The following is a 21,565-nucleotide window of genomic DNA, read 5'->3' as shown; positions in this document are numbered from 1 at the left end:
AGGCCTTCGGGGGAATGTCGAAGACTTTTCTTCGATATTCCCCCGAAGGCGCAGTAGCATCTGATTTGACCCCTCCATATCCCAGCGCGAACGGCCGTATGATCCCCCTTGCCGCTCGCTCAACTCCCTAAGGCTCACCCATATGACTACCAACGCGCTCCGGCGCAGCGGATCCAAGGGACAGGCCGGAGACAAGATCTTCTCCGGAGCCGCGCTAGGCGCGGGCATCCTGATCCTCGTAACCCTCCTTGCGGTAGCGGTCTTCCTGCTCATCCAGGCGCTGCCCACCTTCACCGCCGACCCGACCCTCGTCAGCGGCGGCGAAGGCTTCTTCAGCTACATCTATCCGATTGTCATCGGCACCGTGATCGCCGCGGCCATCGCCCTGCTGATCGCCACCCCGGTCGGCATCGCCGTGGCGCTTTTCATCTCGCACTACGCACCGCGCCGCCTGGCCGCCGGGCTCGGCTACGTCATCGACCTGCTGGCTGCCATCCCCTCGGTCATCTACGGCGCCTGGGGCTACCTGGTGCTGGCCCCGGCGCTGGTTCCCAGCTTCCAGTGGCTGGCCGAGAACCTCGGCTTCATCCCGCTCTTTGAAGGCCCTGCCTCGCAGACCGGCAAGACCATCCTCACCGCGGGCATCGTGTTGGCCGTGATGGTGCTTCCCATCATCACCTCGCTGAGCCGCGAGATCTTCCTGCAGACCCCGAAGCTGCACGAGGAAGCGGCCCTCGCCCTGGGCGCCACGCGCTGGGAAATGATCACCATGTCGGTGCTGCCCTTCGCCCGCCCCGGAATCATCTCCGCCGTCATGCTTGGCCTGGGCCGCGCACTGGGCGAGACCATGGCCGTTGCCCTGGTGCTCTCCACCGGCAGCCTGATCCCGTCGCTGATCAAGTCCGGCAACCAGACGATTGCCGCCGAGATCGCCTTGAACTTCCCCGAGGCCTTCGGCCTGCGCCTCTCCGAGCTGATCGCCGCCGGCCTGGTGCTCTTCGTGATCACCCTGGTGGTCAACTTGATCGCCCGGGCAATCATCGCCCGCCACAAGGAATTCTCGGGAGCCAACTGATGAACGCCGTAACCGCCAACAAACTCCCCAACGATTCGCGCCAGCAGCCGGGCAAGCCTCCGGTCGCACGCAAGCGAAACTCCCTGTCCAAGGGCCTCCTGCCGCGCTGGGCCGCCCCGGGCATCGCCGTCGGCTCGCTGATCCTGGGCGCCGCGGCGTCCACCCTCGGCGGCTTCTCCGTGGCAAGCTTTGCCATCTACGCCGCCGTCATTTTCGTGGTGGCCTCGGCCATCATCACCACCCTCGTGGAGGGACCGCGCCGCGGACGGAACGCACTGGCCACCCACCTGGTCTACGCGGCCTTCCTGCTCGCGCTCATCCCGCTGGCCTCCGTGCTGTTCACCGTGCTCCAGAAGGGGCTGCCGGGCATCAACACCCACTTCCTGTTCCACTCCATGAACGGGATCACCGGCGCGGCCGACAACGCCAGCGTCGAGGACGGCACCCCGGTCCTCGGCGGCGCCTACCACGCGGTGCTCGGCACGCTGCTGATTACGCTCTGGTCCACCCTGATTTCGGTGCCGGTGGGCATGCTGACGGCCATCTACCTTGTCGAGTACGGCAAGAACGGCCCGCTCGCCCGGGGCATCACCTTCTTCGTCGACGTGATGACCGGCATTCCCTCGATCGTCGCCGGCCTCTTCGCCACCGCGCTCTTCGCCGTGATCATGGGCCCCACGGCCCGCATGGGCATCGTCGCGGCCGTGGCCCTGAGCGTGCTGATGATCCCCACGGTGGTCCGCTCCACCGAGGAAATGCTCAAGATCGTCCCGAACGAGTTGCGCGAGGCGGCCTACGCGCTGGGTGTGCGCAAGTGGCGCACCATCGCCAAGGTCGTCATCCCCACGGCCATCTCCGGCATCGCCTCCGGCGTCACGCTGGCCATCGCCCGCGTCATCGGCGAGACCGCGCCGATCCTGGTCACCGCCGGCCTGGCGAACAACATCAACGTGAACGTCTTCGCCAACTGGATGGCCACGCTGCCGACGTTCATCTACTACCAGATCCTCACCCCGACCTCGCCGACCAACGTGGATCCCTCGATCCAGCGTGCCTGGGCCGCCGCACTGCTGCTGATCGCCATGGTCATGGTGCTCAACCTCGGCGCCCGCCTGATCGCCGGCCTGTTCGCCCCCAAGAAGGGCCGTTGAGCCTAAAGGCTCCGGACCCCCAGACGCACAAACTTCCTAAGGAAAAATCACATGTCTAAGCGCATCGACGTCAAGGACCTCAACGTCTACTACACCAACTTCCTGGCCGTGGAAGACGTCAGCATCGAAATCGAAGCCAAGTCGGTGACCGCCTTCATCGGTCCCTCCGGCTGCGGCAAGTCCACCTTCCTGCGCACGCTCAACCGCATGCACGAGGTCATCCCCGGCGGCCGCGTCGAAGGCGAGGTGCTCCTGGACGGGGACAACCTCTACGAATCCGGTGTCGACCCGGTGACGGTCCGCAGCCAGATCGGCATGGTCTTCCAGCGCCCCAACCCGTTCCCGACCATGTCCATCAAGGACAACGTGCTCGCCGGGGTCAAGCTGAACAACAAGAAGATCTCCCGCTCGGACGCCGACGCGCTGGTGGAGAAGTCGCTGCGCGGCGCCAACCTCTGGAACGAGGTCAAGGACCGCCTGGACAAGCCCGGATCCGGCCTCTCCGGCGGCCAGCAGCAGCGCCTGTGCATCGCCCGCACCATCGCGGTGAAGCCGCAGGTGATCCTCATGGACGAGCCGTGCTCGGCCCTGGACCCGATCTCCACGCTTGCCATCGAGGACTTGATCAACGAGCTCAAGAACGAATTCACCGTCGTGATCGTGACCCACAACATGCAGCAGGCCGCTCGCGTGAGCGACAAGACCGCCTTCTTCAACATCGCGGGCACCGGCAAGCCGGGCAAGTTGATCGAGTACGCCGACACCACCACGATTTTCTCAAACCCGGGTGTCAAGGCCACCGAGGACTACGTCTCGGGCCGCTTCGGATAATTCCTGACTGCACTCGCCGCAGTAAGATTCGCCCGGGACCGAACAGGTCCGGGGCGGTACCGGAAGGGGGATCTTCCGGGGATCCCTGGAGGGGGATCGCAACGGCGGAACCACGCGCACGACTAGTGCTCGGGGTTCCGCCGTTGCCTTGTTTAACGCCCCGGGGCGGGGGTTCCCGCGACCGGCGGGCGGAGCCGACGACGCCGCTGGGGACAGCCTGAGTCCCTCGGGGCTCTTTTATGGACCCGGGGCCCCTTGGGCAGCCGACGGTTCGCAAGGCACCTGAGCGGTGCGGGCCCGGGGACCGCATCGGAACCGACAAGTGCAGGTCGCCGGGGAAGATTGGCCGTCCGGGGCGACGCGGCAGGGCAGTTGAGGGGCGGGCGCGGCCGGGGCATCGGCCGGTCGCGGGTGGAGCCGGGCGGCGGATACGCCGAACCCGGCATGCCGACGCTAGCCGGTCAGCTCACCAGCGGGTGCATGGCCAGGCACAGGATTCCGCCGAGGAGCGCGCACACCACCGGGGTGGCCACCCAGTGCCGCAGCACGCGCTTGACCTGCCGCCACGTGACGGACTCGAATCGCTGGTTGGTTCCCGCCCCGACGATCGAGCTGGTGACCGCCTGGGTCGTGGAAATCGGCAGGTGGATCATCATGGCACCCACGAAGAGCATGGCGGCGGAGACCGACTGGGCCACCATGCCGCGCAGCGGGTCCAAATTGACCAGCCGGTAGGCGATGGTGTGGGCAATGCGCCAGCCGCCGAAGAGGACGCCTGCCGCCAGGGCGGTGGCGCCGAGCAGCTGGGGGCCGAGCATGATCGTTCCGGGTTGTGCCGCTCCGGCGGTCACCAGGGCCAGGGTCAGCATGGCACCGGTGCGCTGTCCGTCCTGCATTCCGTTGCCCAGCGCCACCGCACATGCCGAAATGGCCTGCCCGGCACGGGAACCCCCGCTGACGTCCGAGGCGGTCGAATGGCGCACCAGCCAGGTGGCGGGGATGACCAGGACGTATGACACCACGAAGGCAAAGACCGGGGTGAAGAGCAGCGGCAACAGCACGCCGCCGGCAAGCATCCGCCAGGCGTTGTTCACCCCGTCGTCGCCCAGCAGTGCAGCGGCGCCTCCGGCGCCGGCAAGTGCGGAGACCAGGGAGTGCGTCGAGGACACCGGCAGCCCGCGCCACCAGCAATACAACGCCCAGGAGCCGCCCGCGAGCAGCGCGGACAGGAGTAGCGCCAGGCCGGGGACCCCGGAGGGGACATTCAGCTCGACTGCGGAGATCAGGTAGACGCCAAAGGTCGTGGAGAGCATGGTGCCAAGGAAGGTGAAGAACGCCGCCACCAGCACCGCGTAGGTGGGGCTGAGCGCCCGGTTGCGCACTGCGACGGCAATCGAGTTCGAGGCATCGCGGAACCCGTTGAGGAACGCGAAGGCACAGGTGAACACGAGCACCACGAGCATCATGAAGGATTGGCCCGTAACCACGCCCGACTCAGGATTCCTTGACCAGGACGCGTCCCAGGTGGTCGGCCACGGCTCGCAGGGACTGGGCGCAGGAATGGAACTGGTCGGCGACCGAGCGGTGGCGAATGATGGTTCCGGCCTTGTTCAGCTCCCCGATTTCGCCGAGCCAGGTTTGGTGGGTCCGGTGCGCCCGCTTGGAAATGCGCACCAATTCAAGCCAGACGTCTTCCAGGTCGTCCAGGCGCTGGAGCTGTCCCAACGCCTCGGTGGTGAGCTCGGTCTGGCGGCCAATGAGTTCGAGCTGCTCGGCGGCACGGTGCGAGAGGTGCCGATTGCCCAGGTGCGCAATGAGCACTCCGGCGCCGCTGAGCTGCTCTACCGCCTCGTGGAGCAGCCGCGAAAACGTGTAGACGTCCTCACGCGGCAAGGGGTTGACGTAGCTGGTGCGCAAATGCGTCAGCACCGCGTAATGCAGGTCGGTGGACCTGACCTCTGACGCGCTTAGCGCTTCCAGCTGCAGGGTACGGTCGTCGCTGGAGCCCAGCATTTCCGAAAGAACCCCAACGCATAGGTTGACTTCGGAGGCCAGATCCCGCAGGAGTTCAAGGCCGCGCATGTCCGAAGGGAACAATCTAAACTTCACGAAGAAACCACCGGATGAAAAAGGAAAAAGCGGGACGGTGCCCAGTTTACGCATCGAAGGTGAACAAGCCCGCCCGGGGCGGTGTGAAGTGCATCCCCGTGCCGGGGCGAGCTGGTGAAGTTTGGCGGTGCCGAACCGGGAGCGCCTCTCGGCGGAAGGCCGCTCGTAGCGGCTGAAAGTTGGAGCCCGGGGCTGCCGCGGTCCGGCACCGTGAGTCCAGTTTTCTAGGAAACCGGCCCTCCTGTCAACACGATGGCGCCGTATTCGCGCTCGGCGTGAAGGAACTCTCAGTCCAGTTCCCCGCGCCTCCACGAGGCAGCGGCCGATTCCAGGTCCTCGGCGGTCTTCAACAGGGCGTGGGCGCGACTGGTCATCAGGGTGGCCCTGTCCGGATGGGAAGGTTCGGCGGCGTCCGCCTGTTCGGCCTGTCCCAGGGCAATGACCCGGCAATAGGCCGCGGTGCGCTCCAGGGCCACGTCGAACTCGCCTTCGAAGGCCCCGGTGAGGATGGAGCTTGTCATGGTGCACAGCTCCTCTGCGCCCGGCGGTTCCGCTGCACCGGCAACCAATCGTTCGACCTGCGCCTGGCGGGCGCCTGCGGCGAAGAAGGAAGCCATGGCTTCGGGGTTGTTGACGGTCGCCGCCCGGATTGCGTAAAGCCGCCACAAGGCCCCGGGAAGCGAGCGTGCCGGCGCCTTGGACCAGAGCTCGGCAATGACTTCCAGGCCCTCGTCCTCCGCGAGCCTCACGAGTCGCTCGCGGACCGCAGGGTCCTCATTGAGCTTTCCGGCCTGCACCAGGGCGTGGGCAGAGAGGTGCGCCGCCTCGGATACGCGCGCCGGGTCGGCGCCGCCCTCAAAGGGATCGAAATCCATGGGTGCGAACGGTTTGGGTTTGTGGTGCCGGAATGTGGTTGCCGGGGGAGTCAATGCTGGGTGGCCCTTCATGGGCTAGAGGATACTCTGCCCGGCTGGATACTTACTCATCCTCTGGCCGGCGGAGCGTTCGGAAGGGTGCCTGCGTCCCGGCAGGCCGGCAGGCAACATGCCCGCGATGTGCGCTGGAGCTGCGAACCTTGGGCGGTCGGGAACCTGTTGGATCGGGCCGGCCTGTCCAAGCGGCGCCGGATTATCCGCTAATATGGTGTTGGCTAAGTGCCAAGCGCGCCTTTAGCTCAGTTGGTAGAGCACTGGACTTTTAATCCATTGGTCGCGGGTTCGACCCCCGCAGGGCGCACAGATTGATCCCCGTTCTCCTCGTGAGAATGGGGATTTTCTGTTTCCCCGATGATTCCACAACCTGGGGCCGGTCCCTGGATTTCCCGAGCGGCCCAGATTTTGGGGCACCGGGGGTAGGTGACGCCGTTTTGCCGCTCAGTCGTTGGCAAGCAGGCTCCTCCCGGACACACATTCCGTCCTATAAGTCCGTTGCGGTGATGTGGATTGCACCCCGAGGGTTTCTATTTCCCCCGCCGATCGAGCAAGGCGAGGCCGGAGATTCACCATGAGGGTCCCGGCCGGGATTGTCTGTCCAAGGCATTTCGAGCCCCGATTGAGGGCGGGATAAACGTGCAACAACACACCCCTTGCGCCATCGCTATTCAGTGCTACTATCTAGTGGTAGTTAGTTATGCAGAGTACCTAGGGGGAGAGTTTCATGGGCAAGCAAATGACCGAGATGCTCAAGGGAACGCTCGAGGGAATTGTCCTCGCGATCCTGGCCGTGCAGCCGGCCTACGGCTATGAGATCACGGCCCGGCTGCGCGACCAGGGTTTCTCCGACATCGTCGAGGGAACCGTCTACGCACTGCTGATCAGGATCGAAAAGCGCGGCCTCGTCGACGTGGAGAAAGTCCCGTCGGAAAAGGGCCCGCCGCGCAAGGTCTATTCGCTGAACGCATCGGGCGGCGAGTACCTCGAGGAGTTCTGGGGGACTTGGAGCTTCCTCGCGGAGCGGATCGACAAGCTCCAGCACCACATCGAAAACACAAAGGAAAAGGGAGAGTAGCCATGGCGGCAAAATGGATCGAACTGGTCACCGGATCGTTCGAAGACAAGAAGCGCTGGCGCCAGTACAAGGCCCGCAAGGAACAGCTCCCGGTGAGCTACCGAACCGCGATCGACGGGATCGAGCGCTACTTCATGTACGCCGGGTCGATCGTCAAGGGTGACGTCCTCATGCAGATGCTCGAGGACCTCGCCGACCTGATCGAGCGTGCCGCGACCGACGGCACCCCGATCCGCGACATCGTCGGGGATGACCCGGTGGAGTTCGCGGACAACTTCATCCAGAACTACTCGGACGGCCAGTGGATCAACAAGGAGCGCAAGCGCCTGAACGATGCCATTGACCAGTCCGTGGACGAGGCCTGAACACGCCCGGATACGGAGAACCCGACATGACCGCCAACCAAGTGCCAGAGCCCGCAATCCGGGTGCGGGGCATCGAGAAATCGTTCAAGGACCTGCCCATGCTTCGGGGCGTGGACTTCGACGTGAGCGCCGGCAGCATTCTTGCACTGCTCGGCTCGAACGGCGCGGGCAAGACCACGCTGGTGCGGATCCTGTCCACGCTGCTGAAGGCCGACGCGGGCACCGCGAGGGTCAATGGCTTCGACGTGGCCGAGGCGCCCGGGGAGGCGCGCGAGTCCATCAGCCTGACAGGCCAGTTCGCCGCCGTCGATGAGGTGCTCACCGGCCGGGAGAACCTCGTGCTGATCGCCAGGCTGCGTCACCTGCAGGACCCCGCTGCGATCGCCGACGACTTGCTGGCCCGATTCTCGCTCACCGAGGCCGGGAACCGCAGGGCGGCAACCTATTCGGGCGGCATGCGCCGCCGCCTGGACATCTCGATGAGCCTGATCGGCAATCCGCCGGTCATCTTCCTGGACGAGCCGACCACGGGCCTGGACCCGCAGGCGCGCATCGAGGTGTGGCAGACGATCCGGGAACTCGCCGCCGGCGGCACCACGGTGCTGCTCACCACGCAGTACCTCGACGAGGCCGAGCAGCTCGCCGACCGCATCGCGATCCTGCATGAGGCCACGATCATCCAGAACGGAACCCTCGCCGAGCTCAAGGCGCTCCTTCCGCCCGCCAGGGTCGAGTACGTCGAGAAGCAGCCATCCCTCGAAGAGGTCTTCCTGACCCTGGTTGGCGACACCGCAGAGGCCGCAACCGCCCCAAGAGGCGGAACCGCGCCCGCAGGAAAGGAAATCCGATGACCACCCACGTCCTGGCCGACACCGGCGTCCTCACCGGGCGCTCGCTGCGCCACATCCTGCGCAGCCCGGACACGATCATCACCACCGCGGTCACCCCGGTCGCGTTGATGCTCCTGTTCGTGTACGTATTCGGTGGCGCGATCGACACCGGATCGGGGCAGTCCTATGTCAACTACATGCTCCCCGGCATCCTGCTGATCACGATCGCCTCCGGCGTCGCGTACACCGCGTACCGCTTGTTCCTCGACATGCAGGGCGGCATCTTCGAGCGCTTCGCCTCCATGCCCATTGCGCGCTCGAGCGTGCTCTGGGCCCACGTATTCACGTCCCTGACCGCGAACCTTCTCTCCGTTGCGGTGGTTCTCGGCGTTGCGCTGGCCATGGGTTTCCGCACCGGGGCGTCGCCGGGGGCGTGGCTCGCCGTCGCCGGCATCCTGGTCCTCTTCACCCTGTCGCTCACCTGGATCGCCGTGATCGCCGGGCTCTCGGCGAAGACCGTGGACGGGGCGAGCGCATTCAGCTACCCGCTGATCTTCCTCCCGTTCATCAGCTCCGCATTCGTGCCCACCGGCTCGATGCCCGGCCCCGTCGCCTGGTTTGCCGAGAACCAGCCGGTGACCTCCATCGTGGACACCGTCCGGGCCCTGTTCGCCGGGGAACCGGTTGGCGGCGACATCTGGGTCGCCCTGGCCTGGCTGCTCGGCATCCTGCTCATCGCCTACGGCGTCGCGATAGCCAAGTACCGCCGCAAGATCCGCTGATTCCCCTGGCGACGCGGTCTGTGGCATGTTGCCGCGGCCATCCTTCGCTATTTGCTCAGGCGCAAATGGCGTGCCAGGCGCCGCATGGAGCGTGCCGGCGGCGCCCCGCGGAGGGGCAGTAGCGCCAGTTTCAGGCGGTCCTCCACCGCGTCCCCGTCCAGCTGCGCGCCGATCGCGACGAGTCCTTCCTCGGTCGCGGCCCGATTCGGAGCGATGTGGATGTGGTGTCCGACGAGGTTGACGGTAAGGCCGCGCCTGGTGCGGCCATTGTCAACATGCACCGTGCCCTTGAGCCGGTACACGCCATCGGGCGGGGATTCGAGGAGGTCGACCAGGTTGCCCGGATCAATCGGTCCGGCCGCCGGCACCCACACCGCCTCGGCGTGCCGGTGGCCGGGCCGGCCGTGCTGCCGGCGGCTGAGCTCGGCCAGCGGCAGCTCGTCCTCGGGGTCGTGGTCCCGCGCCGCGTCGAAGACCAGGGCGGGATCGATGCGGCCGTGGGTGGTGACAAGAATGTGGGCGCGCCGGTTGCGCTCGCGCACGCGTTCGCTGATCCGATCGATGGTCGTCTCCCGCCGCGCGGCGGGCAGAAGGTCCGTCTTGTTGATGACCACAAGGCTCGCCGCAGCGAATCGCGCCGGGGGCTCGACGCCGGTGTCAACGGTGTCGAAATAGGCGCTGGCGTCGACGACATCCACCAGCCCGCCGGGGCGCACGTTTTCCGCCCCGCTGTAGCGGATCAACCTGCCGAGCGCGAGGGGTTCTGCCACGCCGCTGCCTTCCACGATCACGGCGTCCAGACGCAGGCGGGGATGCGTCAGCTTCCCCAGGACCTCGTCCAGCCCTCCGGAGTCCTCCAGGCAACAGACGCATCCTCCGGCAATGGAGGCCGCGGTGTCGACCTGTCCCGTCACCAGCCCCGCATCGACATTGACGGCACCGAAGTCATTGACCACAACGCCAACGCGGGCGCCCGGCCGCAACAGCAGGTGGTTCAGCACCGTTGTCTTTCCGGCACCTAAATGGCCGGTAAGCGCGATCACCGGGACCTGTTTGGCTGCCATGCACTCTCCTTCTCCGCGGCGGCCCGCCGCCCTTAGGCGAGAATCGTTCTCATCTAAATCCTATAGGCCCCGATCCCCGGTCGGGTGCCCGCGGGGACGCGGCCCGGCGGGCCCGCCACCGGGCGCTGCCTGGGCAACCCGGGCGAAATGTTGCGCAGCACACAGTGTCGCGGTTATCGTTGCAGCGTCAGGCGGAACGTTTCTGAAGTTCCTGCCGTCGCTCTAAAAATGGGCGAAATCCGGGTTCGTTGCCCGAAGACGAATATGGCCTTATTTCTTTTTGCTGCATTCGAAAGTCACAAAAAATGTCTACTGTTTCCGCTGCCGTTTCCCGCGCCCTTTTAACCTGCACTTCAGAGATCTTCGGTGTCATGGGGAACGGAAATGCCCACTTCCTTGACGCCGCCCTCCGCACCGGGTTCCGCTTTACCGCCGTGCGCCACGAGTCCGCCGCCGTCACCGCCGCCGACGCCTACTTCCGCATCACCGGAAAACCTGCCATCGCCACCACGACCTACGGTGCCGGCTTCAGCAACGCGATCACCCCGCTGGCGGAGGCCGCCAAGGCGAGGGTCCCGTTGGTGCTTCTGACCGGGGACCAACCCTCCGCCGGCCCCCGTCCCTGGGACATCGACCAGGCCGCCGTCAACGCGGCCGTGGGCGCCAAGACCTTCGTGGTGGATGCGCGGCGTCCGATGGCCATCGCCTTCGAGGCCGTCGCCCACGCCCTGCGCGAACGCACCGCGGTGGTGCTGTCGATTCCCTACGACCTGGTCGCCGACGAGGCGGCCGAGGAGGGCCCGCTCACGCTGGAGGACTTCGAGCTGGATCCCGGGTACCCCGCCGCGGCACCTCGGCTGCTCGCCCAGGCGGCCACGGCCCTGAACGAAGCCAAGCGCCCGCTGGTGCTGTATGGCCGCGGGGCGCGCCTGGCCGGTGCCGGCCAGGCTATTGCCGCGCTCGCCGACCGGCTGGGGGCGCTGAGCTCAAGCACGGTGCTCGCGGCCAACCTGCTCGCCGGCCGCCACGGGGACCTGGGCATCACCGGAGGGTTCTCCTCCGGGGAAACCGCTGACCTCATCCGCGAGGCCGACGTGGTGCTGGTGCTCGGGGCGGGGCTGAACCAATTCACCACCCGCTTCGGGGAGCTTTTCAACGGCGGCGCGCAGGTCATCCAGGTCGATGTCGCCCCCGCGGCGACCAGCCCGCGGGTGGACGTGTTTATCCAGGCCGACGTGGCCGCGGTTGCCGATGCGTTGCTGCCCCTGGTTCGCCGGCGCGACGGCGCGCGGCGCTGGGTGGAGGCGGCGGGCGACCGCCTCGGACGGGTCAACGACCACGCCCCCGGGGACGACACGGCGCCGGACGGCCTGCTCGATCCGCGGGCGGTGGCACGTGCCCTGAACTCGATCATGCCCGCGGACCGCGTGGTGGTGCAGGACGGCGGACACTTCATCGGGTGGGGTCCCATGTACTGGGACGTCCCGGGGCCGCACGCGCTGAACCTGGTGGGCACCGCCTACCAGAGCATCGGGCTGGGCCTGGCCTCGGCCGTGGGCGCCGGCGCCGCGGCACCGGAATCCACCATCGTGCTGGCCAGCGGCGACGGCGGCTTCCTCATGGGCCTGGCCGACCTCGAATCGGTCATCCGCTCCGTGCGCAGCGGCATCATTGTCATCTACAACGACGCCGCCTACGGGGCCGAGATCCACCAATACGGGTCCATCGGGCTGCACGAGGGCCCCATGCTGATCCCGGAGGTCGACTTTGCCGCTGTGGCGCGCGGGCTCGGTGCCAAGGCCACCAAGGTCCGCACCCTGGAAGACCTTGCCGGGCTGCGGGAGTGGGTCGCCGAAGGTGCCGGCGGCGTATTTCTGGTGGACTGCCGCATTTCCCCGGAGGTGCGCGCCCCCTATATGGAGGAAGTCCTGGAGGCCAACCGCAGGGCCGCCGGCGTGCGGGGCTGAGCCCCGCGCGGGCGGGCGGCGGTTTCGCCTGAAGAAAAACCGCTGACTGGATAAAATGCAGACCTACCGGAACGTAGGTTCCGCCCCTAGGGTGGAGTCGTGCGACATTCGATCCGGACGGCCCTGGCCGCCGCAATACTCACCGCGTTCGCGGCAGCCGGGACCCTCCCGGCTGCCGCGCAGCCCGTGATGGAAGCGAGGTCGATCTCCGTGCACCCGCACTCGGCAGCCCCCATTCCCTACGCCGAAGGCCGCGAGGTGGTGGCACCGGCGCTGCGCGTGGCGACCTTCAATGCCTCGCTGAACCGCCCGCAGCCCGGGCAGCTTGCGGTGGACCTCTCCACGCCCCTGGACGCGCAGGCGCAGGCAGTGGCCGAGATCGTGCAGCGCAACGCGCCCGACGTGCTGCTGCTCAACGAGTTCGACTACGATCCGGACGGCGCAGCCGCGGAGGCGTTCAAAAGCAACTACCTGGCCCGCTCCCAGGGCGGCCAGCCTCCCATCGACTACCCGTACATGTATCTGGCCCCGTCCAACACCGGGATCCCCAGCGGCGCCGACCTGGACGGCGACGGCATCGTTGGCGGCCCCGCCGACGCGCTGGGCTACGGGGACTTCGAGGGACAGTACGGCATGGTGCTCTTCTCCAAGCACCCCATCGATGCCGCCAACGCGCGCACCTTCCAGACGTTCCTGTGGAAGGACATGCCCGACTCTCAGCTGCCGACCCTGCAGCATGGCGAATTGGTGCGCGGCGTGCTGCGCCTGCCCAGCAAGTCCATGTGGGACGTGCCGGTCACGGTGGGGGAGAAGACGATCCACGTGATCGCCGCCCACCCCACCCCGCCGGTCTTTGGCGGCCCGGAAAAGCGCAACCGGGCGCGCAACCACGACGAGATCCGGCTGCTCAACGACTACCTCGGCGGCGCGGGGCGCGGGGAGTACATCTACGACGATGCGGGCAGGCGCGGCGCCCTGGAGCCGGGCAGCGACTTCGTGGTGCTCGGGGACCTGAACTCCGATCCTGCCTCGGGGGAGTCGAACCCTGCGGCCATCTCGGAGCTGCTGGGCAACCCGGCGCTGGTTGACCCGCTGCCGTCCGCCGCGGAACACCCCGGGGATCCCGAACTCCGGGGCATTGCCGGAATCACCCGCAACGCCCTGGGCACCGCGGACTTCGGGCGCGGAAGCGCAGGGGTGTTGCGCGTGGACTACGTGCTGCCCTCGGCAACGCTGCCGGTGCGGGGTTCGGGTGTCTTTTGGCCAGGGGCCGGGCAGGAAGGTGCCGCACTTGTCACCGGGTGGCCACCGGCCAGCAGCGACCACCGGTTGGTCTGGGTCGACGTCACGGCAACCGACTGACCACAGGCAACGGCCGGGCCCCCGACGAAGATCGGGGGTCCGGCCGTTGCCGCGTGTGAGCGGGTTTGTCAGGAAACGCGGTGGCCGGGCCGCGACTCCTCGGCGCCCGCCGACGGCTGTGCCTCCGCGGCGGGAACGCCGGCGGCGCTGAGACGCCGGGAGCGGCGCTGGGCCAGGGCGTTGAGCACGCCGATGGCCACGGTGAGCCCCAGGGTGGCAAGCAGCTGGGTGCGGCTGGCGGGGTCGAAGAGCGCCAGCACCACGATGCCGGCGAGCATCACCAGCGCCAGGATCGAGAGATACGGGAAGAACGGCATCCGCACCGGAAGGTGGATGGACGGGTCCCGGTCCGCACGGACGCGCAGGATGAGCTGCGAGAGCGCGATGAATCCCCAGGTGACCAGCAGCGTGGATCCCACGGCGTTGAGCAGCATCGGCATCACCAGGTCCGGGGCCAGGTAGTTCATGACCACCGCGATCGTGCACAGGACCACCGACGCGGTCACCGCCACGTAGGGGGTCTTGTTCCGGTTGCGCACCTGGATGACCCGCGGGGCGATCCCGCGCTCGGAGAGGGAGAGCAACATGCGCGAGGCGGCATAGATGTTCGCGTTCATGGCCGAGAGCAGGGCGATGACCACCACCAGGGCCATGATCGAGTCGATCCACGGGATATGCGCGAAGGTGAGCACCGCGACGAACGGCGAGGCGGCAAGCTCCGGCGAGTACCAGGGCAGCACCGAGACCATCACCAGGGCCGAGCCCACGTAGAAAACCAGCACGCGGAACAGCACGCCGCGCACGGCCTTGCGGATCGAGGTGCGCGGGTCGTCGCTTTCGGCCGCGGCAATGGCCACGATCTCGATGCCGCCGAAGGCGAAGATGACCATCAGCAGCCCGGCGCAGAGGCCGACCACGCCGTTGGGCAGGAAGCCGTCGTGGGCGACGAGGTTGGAAAGCCCGGTGGCCGCCACCCCCGGCACCAGGCCGGCGATGATCGCCACGCCGATGCCCAGGAAGGCCACGATCGCGGCGACCTTCAGGAAGGAGAACCAGTACTCGAACTGTCCGAAGCGCGCCACGTTCGCCAGGTTCACGGCGGTCAGCAGCACCACGAAGACCAGCGACCAGGTGCCCTGGGAGACCCCGGGGAACCAGCCGCCGATGATGGCCGCGGCGCCGGTGGCCTCGGCGGCGATGACGATGACCCCCTGGATCCAGTAGAGCCAGCCGATGATCGCCCCGGCGTTGGGTCCCATGGCCTTGGCGGCATATACGGAGAAGGAGCCCGACGACGGGTTCGCCGCAGCCATCTCGCCGAGCATGTTCATGATCAGGATGACCAGGAAGCCGGCCAGCGCGAAGGCCAGGATGACGCTCGGTCCGGCCACGGCAACGGCCTGCCCGGAGCCGATGAACAGGCCGGCGCCAATGGCGCCGCCCAGGCCCATCATGGTGATCTGGCGGGTGTTCAGGCTCGCGGTCTTGGGGGCCGCGGCGTTGCTAGACATGGGCGGGGGCTTCCTGCAGTGCGGTGATGACGGCGGTGGCGATGGCCTCGTTGGCCTCGGCGGACCCGATGGAGATCCGGATGCCTTCCCCGGGGAATGCGCGGGCCCAGATGCCCGCGGCACGCAGCGCCACATCCACCGTCCCGGTGTCCGCTCCGGTGGAAAGCCAGATGAAGTTGGCCTGGGAATCGGTGACCTTGATTCCGGCGTCGCGCAGCGTGGCCAGCAGGGCCTCGCGGCCGGCAACCAGCTCGTCGATCCGCACCTGGAGCTCGTCCTCGTGTTCAAGGCTGAGCACCGCGGCGCGCTGGGCCAGGGCGGTGACGCCGAAGGGGACGGCGGTCTTGCGCAGGTTCGCCGCGACCTCGGGCGGCGCCACGGCGTAGCCGATGCGCAGCCCGGCCAAACCATAGGCCTTGGAGAAGGTGTGCAGCACCGCCACATTGGGATACCGGCGGAAGAAGTCCAGGCCGATGGCCGAACCGGCAGCGGTGTTGAAGTGGACGTAGGCCTCGTCGATGACGACCAGCACGTGGGCGGGGACCCTGGCCATGAAGGCGTCCACGGCCGCTGAGTCAACCACGGTTCCGGTCGGATTGTTGGGGTTGCAGATGAAGACCAGTGCGGTCCGCTCGGTGATGGCCTCGGCCATGGCCGCCAGGTCGTGGCCCCCGTTGGGATCCAAGGGAACCATCACCGGGGTTGCCCCGGCAACGTGGGTGAGGATCGGGTAGGCCTCGAACGAACGCCAGGCAAAGACGACCTCGTCGCCGGGATTGGTGGTCGCGTGGATCAGCTGGCCTGCAACCTCCACCGACCCGGCGCCCAGGGCGATCGTGTCAGGGTCAACGCCGAGGCGGGCGGACAGTGCTCCCACCAGTTCGGGGGCCGCGGCGTTGGGGTACTGGTTGATGGCGCCGAGTTCGGAGGCCAGCTGCGCAACGACGGAATCCAGCGGCGGATAGGGGTTTTCGTTGGAGGAGAGCTTGAATGCCTTCTCTGCCGCACCCGGTGTCGCACCCTGCTTGTAGGCGGGGATCGAGTTCAGGGAACTGCGCTGGACAAGGGTCATGGGGGTGCCTCCGAAAAAATAAGCTGCTCGCACGTCGCCGGTGACGTGACTCACAAAAGCTACGAAAATGAGCTCCGGCAGGTCAACTGCCCGGCAAAACACCGCACAAGATGTACATAAAGGCCGGTGCGTGTCGTGAATCACTGGACATTGTGCCCAATGTTTTATCTCGCCGCATTCAGCGTACCGCCATTGCGCAGGGAGCTGCTGCGCGAGCGCTTGCCGGGCTCAATCGGCGCCTCGGGATGAAGGGTCGCGGCATCCCGCGCCAACGGGATGACCCGGTTCTCGAAGTGCGTTGCCAACACGATGGAGGAGGCGGAGCGGCCCATGCCCTCGGTCGCGGAAATCGCGTCGATCACCCGCTGCAGGTCGGCGGTGGAGCGCGCCACGATCTTCACCAGGAAGTCGCTTGACCCCGAGACGGTGTGCAGTTCGAGGATCTCGGGGATCTGCGCCAGCTTTTCGGCCATGCCGTCGTGGCCCAGGTTCTGCTGGATCTGCAGCGAGCAGAATGCGGCAACGGGGTATCCCATTGCCGCAGGATCGATCTGCGGGGCAATGCGCGTGATCACCCCGGATTCATGCAGCCGGTTCAACCGGTTCTGCACGGTGCCGCGGGCCACTCCCAGTCGCTTGGAGCACTCCATGACCCCGATGCCGGGAAAGTCGGTGAACAACTCGATCAGCGACACGTCCAACGAATCGATTCTCATGGGCCCCAGTATGCGACTCCGGCGGCCATGCGCGCTAATCGGCCCGCCGCCCGCACGCGCTAGGGTGGGCCCATGGACGAGGGAATCTATTCCCGGCCGGAGGGCCGGAGGGCGGGCACCGATCTGGTCATGATGTTGCATGGCTACGGCTCAAATCCCGAACGGATGACCGGCTGGTTCGGCGAGCTTCCGCCGCACGCCACCGGGGTCGCGTTGCGCGGGCCGATGGAGGTCGGCGGGGACCGGGGCTGGTTCCTGCTGGACTACTTCCTGGCCAACGACTTTGCCCGGGTCGTCTCCGCCGCACAGCTCGTGTTCGACTGGCAGGACAAATACGCCAGGGGCTACCGCTCAATCAGCCTGCTGGGTCATTCGCAGGGAATGGCCATGGCCACCACGATGCACCGGCTGCGTCCCGGAGGCTACGCCACGATCACCGGACTCAGCGGCTTCGTCCTCTCCAACGAGCTGCTCTCCCTCACGGATGCTGCCCCGGAGCCCGGGAAGGCCGTCCCGTTTTTCTGGGGGCGGGATCCGTACGACCTGGTGATCAACCCGGATGCCGTCGCATACACGGGGCGGTGGCTCGCGGAATACACCGCGCTGACGTCGCGCACCTACCCGGAGATGGGCCACGGCTTCGGTGCCGAGGAGCGGCGCGACGTGCGCAGCTTCTATGGGCATTACCTCGCTGCCGATCGCACCGTGTGATTCCGGGCGGCGGAAGCCGCAATCAACCGGATGGTTGATCCGGGTGGGGGGTGCGTCCGGGCAAAGTGAATGGTGAGATGCGGCAAGGTCCGGGCCCGAGAGGCCTGCCGGAATGACCACCATTTTCCCGGGCACCAACGAAAGGAACCACACCGCCATGATGCGCTTGATGTACACGGCATTTGTCTTTGGAATCACAGGGGTGCTCTCGGGCCTCTACTACCGCGAGCTGACCAAGATCAACGACCTCGCGGATCGCTCGGCTTCCCAGTTGCCACTGGTTCACACCCACCTGCTGGTGCTCGGCTTTGTGTTCCTGCTCATCGTGTTGGCGCTGGAGCGGCTCTTCGCCATTTCCGCTGCCGCGCCGCGCGCATTCGCCTGGTTCTACTGGCTCTGGACTGTCGGCGTCGCGGTGACAGGAAGCATGATGCTCATCAAGGGGACGCTCGTGGTGGTGGGCAAGGATGCGAGCTCGGCCGCCTTCGCCGGGATTGCCGGTTTGGGGCACATCTCGTTGACCGCTGCGGTCATCGTCCTATTTGTTGCCTTGCGGGCTGCCCTCAAGACCGCTGAATCCTCCGGGGCGTCCGCGCCGGCGCTCGCCGGCCGCTAGCCGAAATAAGACGGGCTGCGGCGCCCGGGGCGCTATGGAATATTTACTGCTTGCTCAGCGACACGCCATGACTGGACGCAGCAGCCCCCCATGCGACCTCACATACCGAGAGACCGATACGACAGGGCCTTGGTCTTCCGGATTTTGAACTGCATCGAGCATGAACGCAATCCGCCGCCAGGCCGCGGAAATGGAGTGCAAACGCGGTCCCCCAAACTTTCCCCTTTCCGCAGGAAGCCTTGGCTTATTCTTTCTGACGGCATACGCCCAGCGGCGATTTGCTTACGTCGACAGCGCTGTACCCATAGAGTGGGACCAGGATGAAAAAGAACCCCATTACCTCCAGTGTCATCGGCCCGGACGGCAAGCCCAAGCCCGGGGTGCAGAGCGCCGTCATGAAGGCCGTCAGCGTCCAGCGACCCCTGGTCTTGGCCTACTTGCGCCGCCTGCGCCGCAAACATCCGGACCGCACCGCGGCGGAACTGGCCAAGCTGGTCGAACGCGACTACCTGCTGGCCATCACCGGATCTGGCGCGGCGGTTGGAGCCACGGCGGCCATCCCCGGCGTCGGAACCGTTGCCGCCCTGGGGTTCTCGGCGGCGGCGACCGTTGGCTTCCTTGAGGCCAGTGCCCTCTACGCCCAGTCGCTGGCCGAACTGCACGGCATCACCACCGAGGACCCGGACAAGGCCCGGCTGCTGGTCATGGCGATTCTCATGGGCGACGAGGGAAGCTCGATGATTTCCGCCCTCACGCACCAGGTCGCCGGACGCGGTGCAGGGCCCGTCCAGGGGTGGGCGGCAATGTTCGGGGCCAATAAGCCTTCCACCCTGTGGGCGACCATGCAGGGCACCATGCAACGCACGTTCCTGAAGAAGATGCTTGCCACCCAGGGGGCTTCGATGCTCGGGCGAGTCGTTCCCTTTGGCATCGGTGCGGCGGTTGGCGGATTCGGCAACCGGTTCCTGGGCAAGAAGGTCATCGAGGCGGCGTCGCTTGCCTTTGGCACCCTGCCGACCACCATCCCCGGGCAATTGGTCAGCGAGGGAGAGCGCCTGGAGGCGCTCGCCGAGGTTGAAGCCGGAATAGAGGCAGAGCGGCGGCGCCGCGGAACCAGTCTTGAAGGCGGCGAGAAAAGCTAACGCAGCAGGGCGTTGGCCACGGCGAAAATGGACAGCCCGGCCAGGGAGCCCACGACGGTTCCGTTGATCCGGATGAATTGCAGGTCCCGTCCGACCTGGAGCTCGATTTTTTCGCTGGTTTCCTTGCCGTCCCAGCGGGCGACGGTGTCGGTGATCAACGACGTGATCTGGCCGCTGTAGTTTTCCACGACGTAGACCACTGCGTTTGCCACCCAGCCGTTGACCTTCGCGGCCAGCCGGGCATCATCACGCAACCGCGCGCCGAGGTCGCGGATCGCGGCAATCATCGACCTGCGCAGCTCGGACCCCGGGTTCTCCATGGCGTCGATGAGCGCGGCCTTGATGGAGGACCAGCTCGTGGCCGCCAATTCACGCAATTGCGCATCGCCGAACAGGGAATGCTTCATGGCCTCGACCTTGGCAATCATTTCCTCGTCGGACTGCATGTCGGCGGCAAACCTCTCCAGCCACCGGTCGATGCTCCGGCGCATGGAATGATGCGGGTCGTTCCGCACCGACTGGACATATTTTTGCAATTCGCGATGCAGCTTTTCGCCCAACAGCGTGTCAACCATCGCCGGGACCCAGGTGGGAGAGCGCTCGGCAACCAGCGAAACGACCATCCCGCGGTTGTCTGCCACCCATTGCCCGGCCCGTTCTGCCAGCAGGTCCACGGCCGGTTTGTGGTGCCCGTCGGCAATCACGCGTTCCATGATCCGGCCCAGCGTCGATGACCACTCGGGGGCCAGCATGTGTTTCTTGGCGAGGGACTCCAGCAATGCCAGGACATCCTCGTCATCCAGGACCTCCAGCGCCGCCCCGATGACGGTGGAGACCTCCTGGGCAACCCGGGTTGCAGATTCCTCCTTGGCAAGCCAGCCGCCGACGCTGCGCGAGACGTCGAATTGCTCCAGCTTGGTGCCGACGACGTCCCGGGACAGGAAGTTCTCCTGGACAAATTGCCCCAGGCTTTCGCCGATCTGGTCCTTCTTGCGCGGAATGATCGCCGTGTGCGGGATCTTCAGCCCCATCGGGTGCTTGAACAAAGCCGTGACGGCAAACCAGTCCGCCAGGGCGCCGACCATTCCGCCCTCGGCGGCCGCTCGCACGTATTCAAGCCAGGGATAGTTGTGCTGCAGGGCGAAGGCCACGGCAAAGATCACCGCCATGATGACCAGCAACCCGGTGGCAAGGCGTTTCATCTTGCGCAGCGCGATCATCTTGGCTGCGTCGTTGACGGGGGCAAGGCTGAACCCGGTTGACGTCATGGTCTGCGGCTCCCTTGGCCTGGACATGCGGATGGAACAGGTTCCAACGATAGTTCACGCAGCAACGGGCGCGGCAAGCGGCGCGGGCTCCGGGCACGGCGGTAGCGTAAAAGGCATGCGAACCCTTGTCTACGCTCACCGTGGTTCCTCCAAGGCCTACGCGGAGAACACGCGCGCCGCGTACATGCAGGCCCTGGTGGACGGGGCGGACGGCATCGAATGCGACATCCACCTGAGTTCCGACGGATTTGTGGTCTGCCACCATGACCCGACGGTGGACAGGACCTCGGACTCCAGCGGACGGGTGGGGGAAAAGTCCCTGGCCGAGCTGAAGTCGCTTGATTTCTCCTCCTGGAAGAACCCCCGGATACCACCTGCCTACGGGAAGCTTCGGGAGCAATTGGTGACGTTGCGCGAATTGGTGGCGCTCCTGAAGGATGCAGGCCGCCCCGTGGGCCTGGCCGTGGAGGTCAAGCATCCCAGTCCCTATGGCCGGAAGCTGGAAGAGGCAATGATCGCCGAGCTGCGGGCCATGGCGTGGGAGCCGGAAACCTCCATGCTGGGCGAGATCTACGTTTCGTTCATGAGCTTTGACCCCGGCTCGGTGCGCTACCTGATGGAACGGATCGATCCGGTGCATGTCTGCCAGCTGGTCACCGAGGTCGACGAGGAATGGATCGACGAACTGGTCAAGGCAGGGGAGAACGACCGCGCCGGGGTGGCTGCGGTGTTGGCCAGTGCCATGACAGAGGGTGTGGAGTTGTTGAATTCCGGGGTTCCGCAATTGGCGGGTCCGGGGGTCGCCTACATGCGCAAGCATCCGCGGGTGGTCGATGGCTGGCTGGCCCGCGGCGCAACCTTCCGGGTCTGGACGGTGGATGACCCCGAGGACGCCAGTTACCTGGTTGGCCGCGGCGTCACGCAGCTGACCAGCAACGTCCCGGCGCTCATCAAGGCGCACCTCGGCCTGGACTAGGACATGCGCG

The 21,565-nt window shown here is 66.5% G+C and carries 21 protein-coding genes and 1 tRNA gene; 14 read left to right on the top strand and 8 right to left on the bottom strand.

Annotated elements, in window-relative coordinates:
• Positions 1 to 142 precede the first annotated feature (142 nt).
• Genes pstC through pstB form a run of 3 tightly spaced genes read left to right on the top strand, consistent with a single transcriptional unit; the run spans position 143 to position 3,057 of the window.
• On the top strand, positions 143 to 1,075 hold the full coding sequence (pstC, locus tag AC6CHY_RS19245) for a phosphate ABC transporter permease subunit PstC (RefSeq protein ID WP_217388972.1): 933 nt from the start codon (positions 143 to 145) through the stop codon (positions 1,073 to 1,075).
• Positions 1,075 to 2,226: a phosphate ABC transporter permease PstA gene (gene pstA / locus AC6CHY_RS19240; RefSeq protein ID WP_498227896.1), complete on the top strand. Its 1,152-nt coding sequence runs from the start codon at positions 1,075 to 1,077 to the stop codon at positions 2,224 to 2,226. Before pstC ends, pstA begins: the two co-directional genes overlap by 1 nt.
• Positions 2,227 to 2,277: 51 nt before the next feature.
• A complete protein-coding gene (gene pstB / locus AC6CHY_RS19235) occupies positions 2,278 to 3,057 on the top strand; it encodes a phosphate ABC transporter ATP-binding protein PstB (protein WP_217388970.1) in 780 nt (259 codons plus the stop codon).
• A 461-nt stretch (positions 3,058 to 3,518) separates the two neighbouring features.
• On the opposite strand, the gene AC6CHY_RS19230 is transcribed toward pstB, so the two are convergent.
• The 3 genes from AC6CHY_RS19230 to AC6CHY_RS19220 all read right to left on the bottom strand — a co-directional run bounded on the left by AC6CHY_RS19230 (position 3,519) and on the right by AC6CHY_RS19220 (position 6,113).
• Positions 3,519 to 4,544, bottom strand: coding sequence for an inorganic phosphate transporter (locus tag AC6CHY_RS19230; protein ID WP_217388969.1), 1,026 nt, complete (start codon positions 4,542 to 4,544; stop codon positions 3,519 to 3,521).
• Between the two features lie 7 nt (positions 4,545 to 4,551).
• Complete coding sequence (locus AC6CHY_RS19225) at positions 4,552 to 5,139, bottom strand: hypothetical protein (protein WP_254456048.1); 588 nt, start codon at positions 5,137 to 5,139, stop codon at positions 4,552 to 4,554.
• Between the two features lie 314 nt (positions 5,140 to 5,453).
• On the bottom strand, positions 5,454 to 6,113 hold the full coding sequence (locus AC6CHY_RS19220; RefSeq protein ID WP_217388967.1) for a hypothetical protein: 660 nt from the start codon (positions 6,111 to 6,113) through the stop codon (positions 5,454 to 5,456).
• Between the two features lie 216 nt (positions 6,114 to 6,329).
• Between AC6CHY_RS19220 and AC6CHY_RS19215 the strand changes: the two genes are divergently transcribed.
• The 5 genes from AC6CHY_RS19215 (at position 6,330) to AC6CHY_RS19195 (ending at position 9,150) form a co-directional block, all read left to right on the top strand.
• Positions 6,330 to 6,402: transfer RNA gene (locus AC6CHY_RS19215), tRNA-Lys, on the top strand.
• A gap of 420 nt (positions 6,403 to 6,822) precedes the next feature.
• The gene (locus AC6CHY_RS19210; RefSeq protein ID WP_498227893.1) at positions 6,823 to 7,173 is read left to right on the top strand and encodes a PadR family transcriptional regulator; all 351 of its coding nucleotides are present in this window, start codon (positions 6,823 to 6,825) and stop codon (positions 7,171 to 7,173) included.
• 2 nt (positions 7,174 to 7,175) lie between these two features.
• Positions 7,176 to 7,538, top strand: coding sequence for a DUF1048 domain-containing protein (locus AC6CHY_RS19205; protein ID WP_498227892.1), 363 nt, complete (start codon positions 7,176 to 7,178; stop codon positions 7,536 to 7,538).
• A gap of 26 nt (positions 7,539 to 7,564) precedes the next feature.
• Positions 7,565 to 8,389 carry an ABC transporter ATP-binding protein gene (locus AC6CHY_RS19200; RefSeq protein ID WP_498227890.1) on the top strand — a complete coding sequence of 275 codons (825 nt, stop codon included), beginning with the start codon at positions 7,565 to 7,567 and terminating at the stop codon, positions 8,387 to 8,389.
• Positions 8,386 to 9,150 carry an ABC transporter permease gene (locus AC6CHY_RS19195; RefSeq protein ID WP_217388964.1) on the top strand — a complete coding sequence of 255 codons (765 nt, stop codon included), beginning with the start codon at positions 8,386 to 8,388 and terminating at the stop codon, positions 9,148 to 9,150. Before AC6CHY_RS19200 ends, AC6CHY_RS19195 begins: the two co-directional genes overlap by 4 nt.
• A 47-nt stretch (positions 9,151 to 9,197) precedes the next feature.
• On the opposite strand, the gene AC6CHY_RS19190 is transcribed toward AC6CHY_RS19195, so the two are convergent.
• Positions 9,198 to 10,214 (bottom strand): CobW family GTP-binding protein, encoded by a 1,017-nt coding sequence (locus tag AC6CHY_RS19190; RefSeq protein WP_498227888.1) that lies wholly within the window; start codon positions 10,212 to 10,214, stop codon positions 9,198 to 9,200.
• 305 nt (positions 10,215 to 10,519) lie between these two features.
• Between AC6CHY_RS19190 and AC6CHY_RS19185 the strand changes: the two genes are divergently transcribed.
• The gene (locus AC6CHY_RS19185) at positions 10,520 to 12,181 is read left to right on the top strand and encodes a thiamine pyrophosphate-binding protein (RefSeq protein WP_498227886.1); all 1,662 of its coding nucleotides are present in this window, start codon (positions 10,520 to 10,522) and stop codon (positions 12,179 to 12,181) included.
• Positions 12,182 to 12,280: 99 nt separating this feature from the next.
• Positions 12,281 to 13,543 carry an endonuclease/exonuclease/phosphatase family protein gene (locus tag AC6CHY_RS19180; protein ID WP_217388961.1) on the top strand — a complete coding sequence of 421 codons (1,263 nt, stop codon included), beginning with the start codon at positions 12,281 to 12,283 and terminating at the stop codon, positions 13,541 to 13,543.
• Between the two features lie 68 nt (positions 13,544 to 13,611).
• On the opposite strand, the gene AC6CHY_RS19175 is transcribed toward AC6CHY_RS19180, so the two are convergent.
• From AC6CHY_RS19175 to AC6CHY_RS19165, 3 genes are all read right to left on the bottom strand, one after another.
• Positions 13,612 to 15,054: an amino acid permease gene (locus AC6CHY_RS19175; protein WP_498227884.1), complete on the bottom strand. Its 1,443-nt coding sequence runs from the start codon at positions 15,052 to 15,054 to the stop codon at positions 13,612 to 13,614.
• Positions 15,047 to 16,126 carry a histidinol-phosphate transaminase gene (gene hisC / locus AC6CHY_RS19170; RefSeq protein WP_217388959.1) on the bottom strand — a complete coding sequence of 360 codons (1,080 nt, stop codon included), beginning with the start codon at positions 16,124 to 16,126 and terminating at the stop codon, positions 15,047 to 15,049. The genes AC6CHY_RS19175 and hisC overlap by 8 nt, the downstream gene beginning before the upstream one ends.
• 164 nt (positions 16,127 to 16,290) lie before the next feature.
• The gene (locus AC6CHY_RS19165) at positions 16,291 to 16,842 is read right to left on the bottom strand and encodes an Lrp/AsnC family transcriptional regulator (RefSeq protein WP_498227882.1); all 552 of its coding nucleotides are present in this window, start codon (positions 16,840 to 16,842) and stop codon (positions 16,291 to 16,293) included.
• Between the two features lie 72 nt (positions 16,843 to 16,914).
• Here AC6CHY_RS19165 and AC6CHY_RS19160 point away from each other — a divergent pair, with 72 nt between their 5' ends.
• The 3 genes from AC6CHY_RS19160 (at position 16,915) to AC6CHY_RS19150 (ending at position 19,311) form a co-directional block, all read left to right on the top strand.
• On the top strand, positions 16,915 to 17,553 hold the full coding sequence (locus AC6CHY_RS19160; RefSeq protein WP_498227881.1) for an alpha/beta hydrolase: 639 nt from the start codon (positions 16,915 to 16,917) through the stop codon (positions 17,551 to 17,553).
• A 112-nt stretch (positions 17,554 to 17,665) separates the two neighbouring features.
• Positions 17,666 to 18,169 carry a DUF2871 family protein gene (locus AC6CHY_RS19155; protein WP_498227880.1) on the top strand — a complete coding sequence of 168 codons (504 nt, stop codon included), beginning with the start codon at positions 17,666 to 17,668 and terminating at the stop codon, positions 18,167 to 18,169.
• Between the two features lie 320 nt (positions 18,170 to 18,489).
• Entirely contained in the window at positions 18,490 to 19,311 is an 822-nt protein-coding gene (locus AC6CHY_RS19150; protein ID WP_217388955.1) for a hypothetical protein, read from the top strand.
• On the opposite strand, the gene AC6CHY_RS19145 is transcribed toward AC6CHY_RS19150, so the two are convergent.
• Positions 19,308 to 20,579, bottom strand: coding sequence for a DUF445 domain-containing protein (locus tag AC6CHY_RS19145; RefSeq protein ID WP_217388954.1), 1,272 nt, complete (start codon positions 20,577 to 20,579; stop codon positions 19,308 to 19,310). The genes AC6CHY_RS19150 and AC6CHY_RS19145 overlap by 4 nt on opposite strands.
• 115 nt (positions 20,580 to 20,694) lie before the next feature.
• On the opposite strand from AC6CHY_RS19145, the gene AC6CHY_RS19140 reads away from it, so the two are divergent.
• Positions 20,695 to 21,555: a glycerophosphodiester phosphodiesterase gene (locus tag AC6CHY_RS19140; RefSeq protein WP_498227877.1), complete on the top strand. Its 861-nt coding sequence runs from the start codon at positions 20,695 to 20,697 to the stop codon at positions 21,553 to 21,555.
• Positions 21,556 to 21,565 lie beyond the last annotated feature (10 nt).

The sequence above is a fragment of the Paeniglutamicibacter sp. GQ140 genome (assembly GCF_059759235.1).
The sequence above is the reverse complement of the archived record's forward strand: the minus strand, read 5'-3'. Positions and strand labels throughout refer to the sequence as shown.

Bases quoted from the DNA above. Each gene is read 5' to 3' on its own strand.
- hisC (WP_217388959.1), bottom strand. From the start codon at position 16,126: ATGACCCTTGTCCAGCGCAGTTCCCTGAACTCGATCCCCGCCTACAAG.
- AC6CHY_RS19225 (WP_254456048.1), bottom strand. From the start codon at position 5,139: ATGCGCGGCCTTGAACTCCTGCGGGATCTGGCCTCCGAAGTCAACCTA.
- AC6CHY_RS19210 (WP_498227893.1), top strand. From the start codon at position 6,823: ATGGGCAAGCAAATGACCGAGATGCTCAAGGGAACGCTCGAGGGAATT.
- pstB (WP_217388970.1), top strand. From the start codon at position 2,278: ATGTCTAAGCGCATCGACGTCAAGGACCTCAACGTCTACTACACCAAC.
- AC6CHY_RS19145 (WP_217388954.1), bottom strand. From the start codon at position 20,579: ATGACGTCAACCGGGTTCAGCCTTGCCCCCGTCAACGACGCAGCCAAG.
- AC6CHY_RS19150 (WP_217388955.1), top strand. From the start codon at position 18,490: ATGAAAAAGAACCCCATTACCTCCAGTGTCATCGGCCCGGACGGCAAG.
- AC6CHY_RS19155 (WP_498227880.1), top strand. From the start codon at position 17,666: ATGACCACCATTTTCCCGGGCACCAACGAAAGGAACCACACCGCCATG.
- AC6CHY_RS19200 (WP_498227890.1), top strand. From the start codon at position 7,565: ATGACCGCCAACCAAGTGCCAGAGCCCGCAATCCGGGTGCGGGGCATC.
- AC6CHY_RS19140 (WP_498227877.1), top strand. From the start codon at position 20,695: ATGCGAACCCTTGTCTACGCTCACCGTGGTTCCTCCAAGGCCTACGCG.
- AC6CHY_RS19165 (WP_498227882.1), bottom strand. From the start codon at position 16,842: ATGAGAATCGATTCGTTGGACGTGTCGCTGATCGAGTTGTTCACCGAC.
- AC6CHY_RS19220 (WP_217388967.1), bottom strand. From the start codon at position 6,113: ATGAAGGGCCACCCAGCATTGACTCCCCCGGCAACCACATTCCGGCAC.
- AC6CHY_RS19185 (WP_498227886.1), top strand. From the start codon at position 10,520: ATGTCTACTGTTTCCGCTGCCGTTTCCCGCGCCCTTTTAACCTGCACT.
- AC6CHY_RS19190 (WP_498227888.1), bottom strand. From the start codon at position 10,214: ATGGCAGCCAAACAGGTCCCGGTGATCGCGCTTACCGGCCATTTAGGT.
- AC6CHY_RS19205 (WP_498227892.1), top strand. From the start codon at position 7,176: ATGGCGGCAAAATGGATCGAACTGGTCACCGGATCGTTCGAAGACAAG.
- pstC (WP_217388972.1), top strand. From the start codon at position 143: ATGACTACCAACGCGCTCCGGCGCAGCGGATCCAAGGGACAGGCCGGA.
- AC6CHY_RS19175 (WP_498227884.1), bottom strand. From the start codon at position 15,054: ATGTCTAGCAACGCCGCGGCCCCCAAGACCGCGAGCCTGAACACCCGC.
- pstA (WP_498227896.1), top strand. From the start codon at position 1,075: ATGAACGCCGTAACCGCCAACAAACTCCCCAACGATTCGCGCCAGCAG.
- AC6CHY_RS19195 (WP_217388964.1), top strand. From the start codon at position 8,386: ATGACCACCCACGTCCTGGCCGACACCGGCGTCCTCACCGGGCGCTCG.
- AC6CHY_RS19160 (WP_498227881.1), top strand. From the start codon at position 16,915: ATGGACGAGGGAATCTATTCCCGGCCGGAGGGCCGGAGGGCGGGCACC.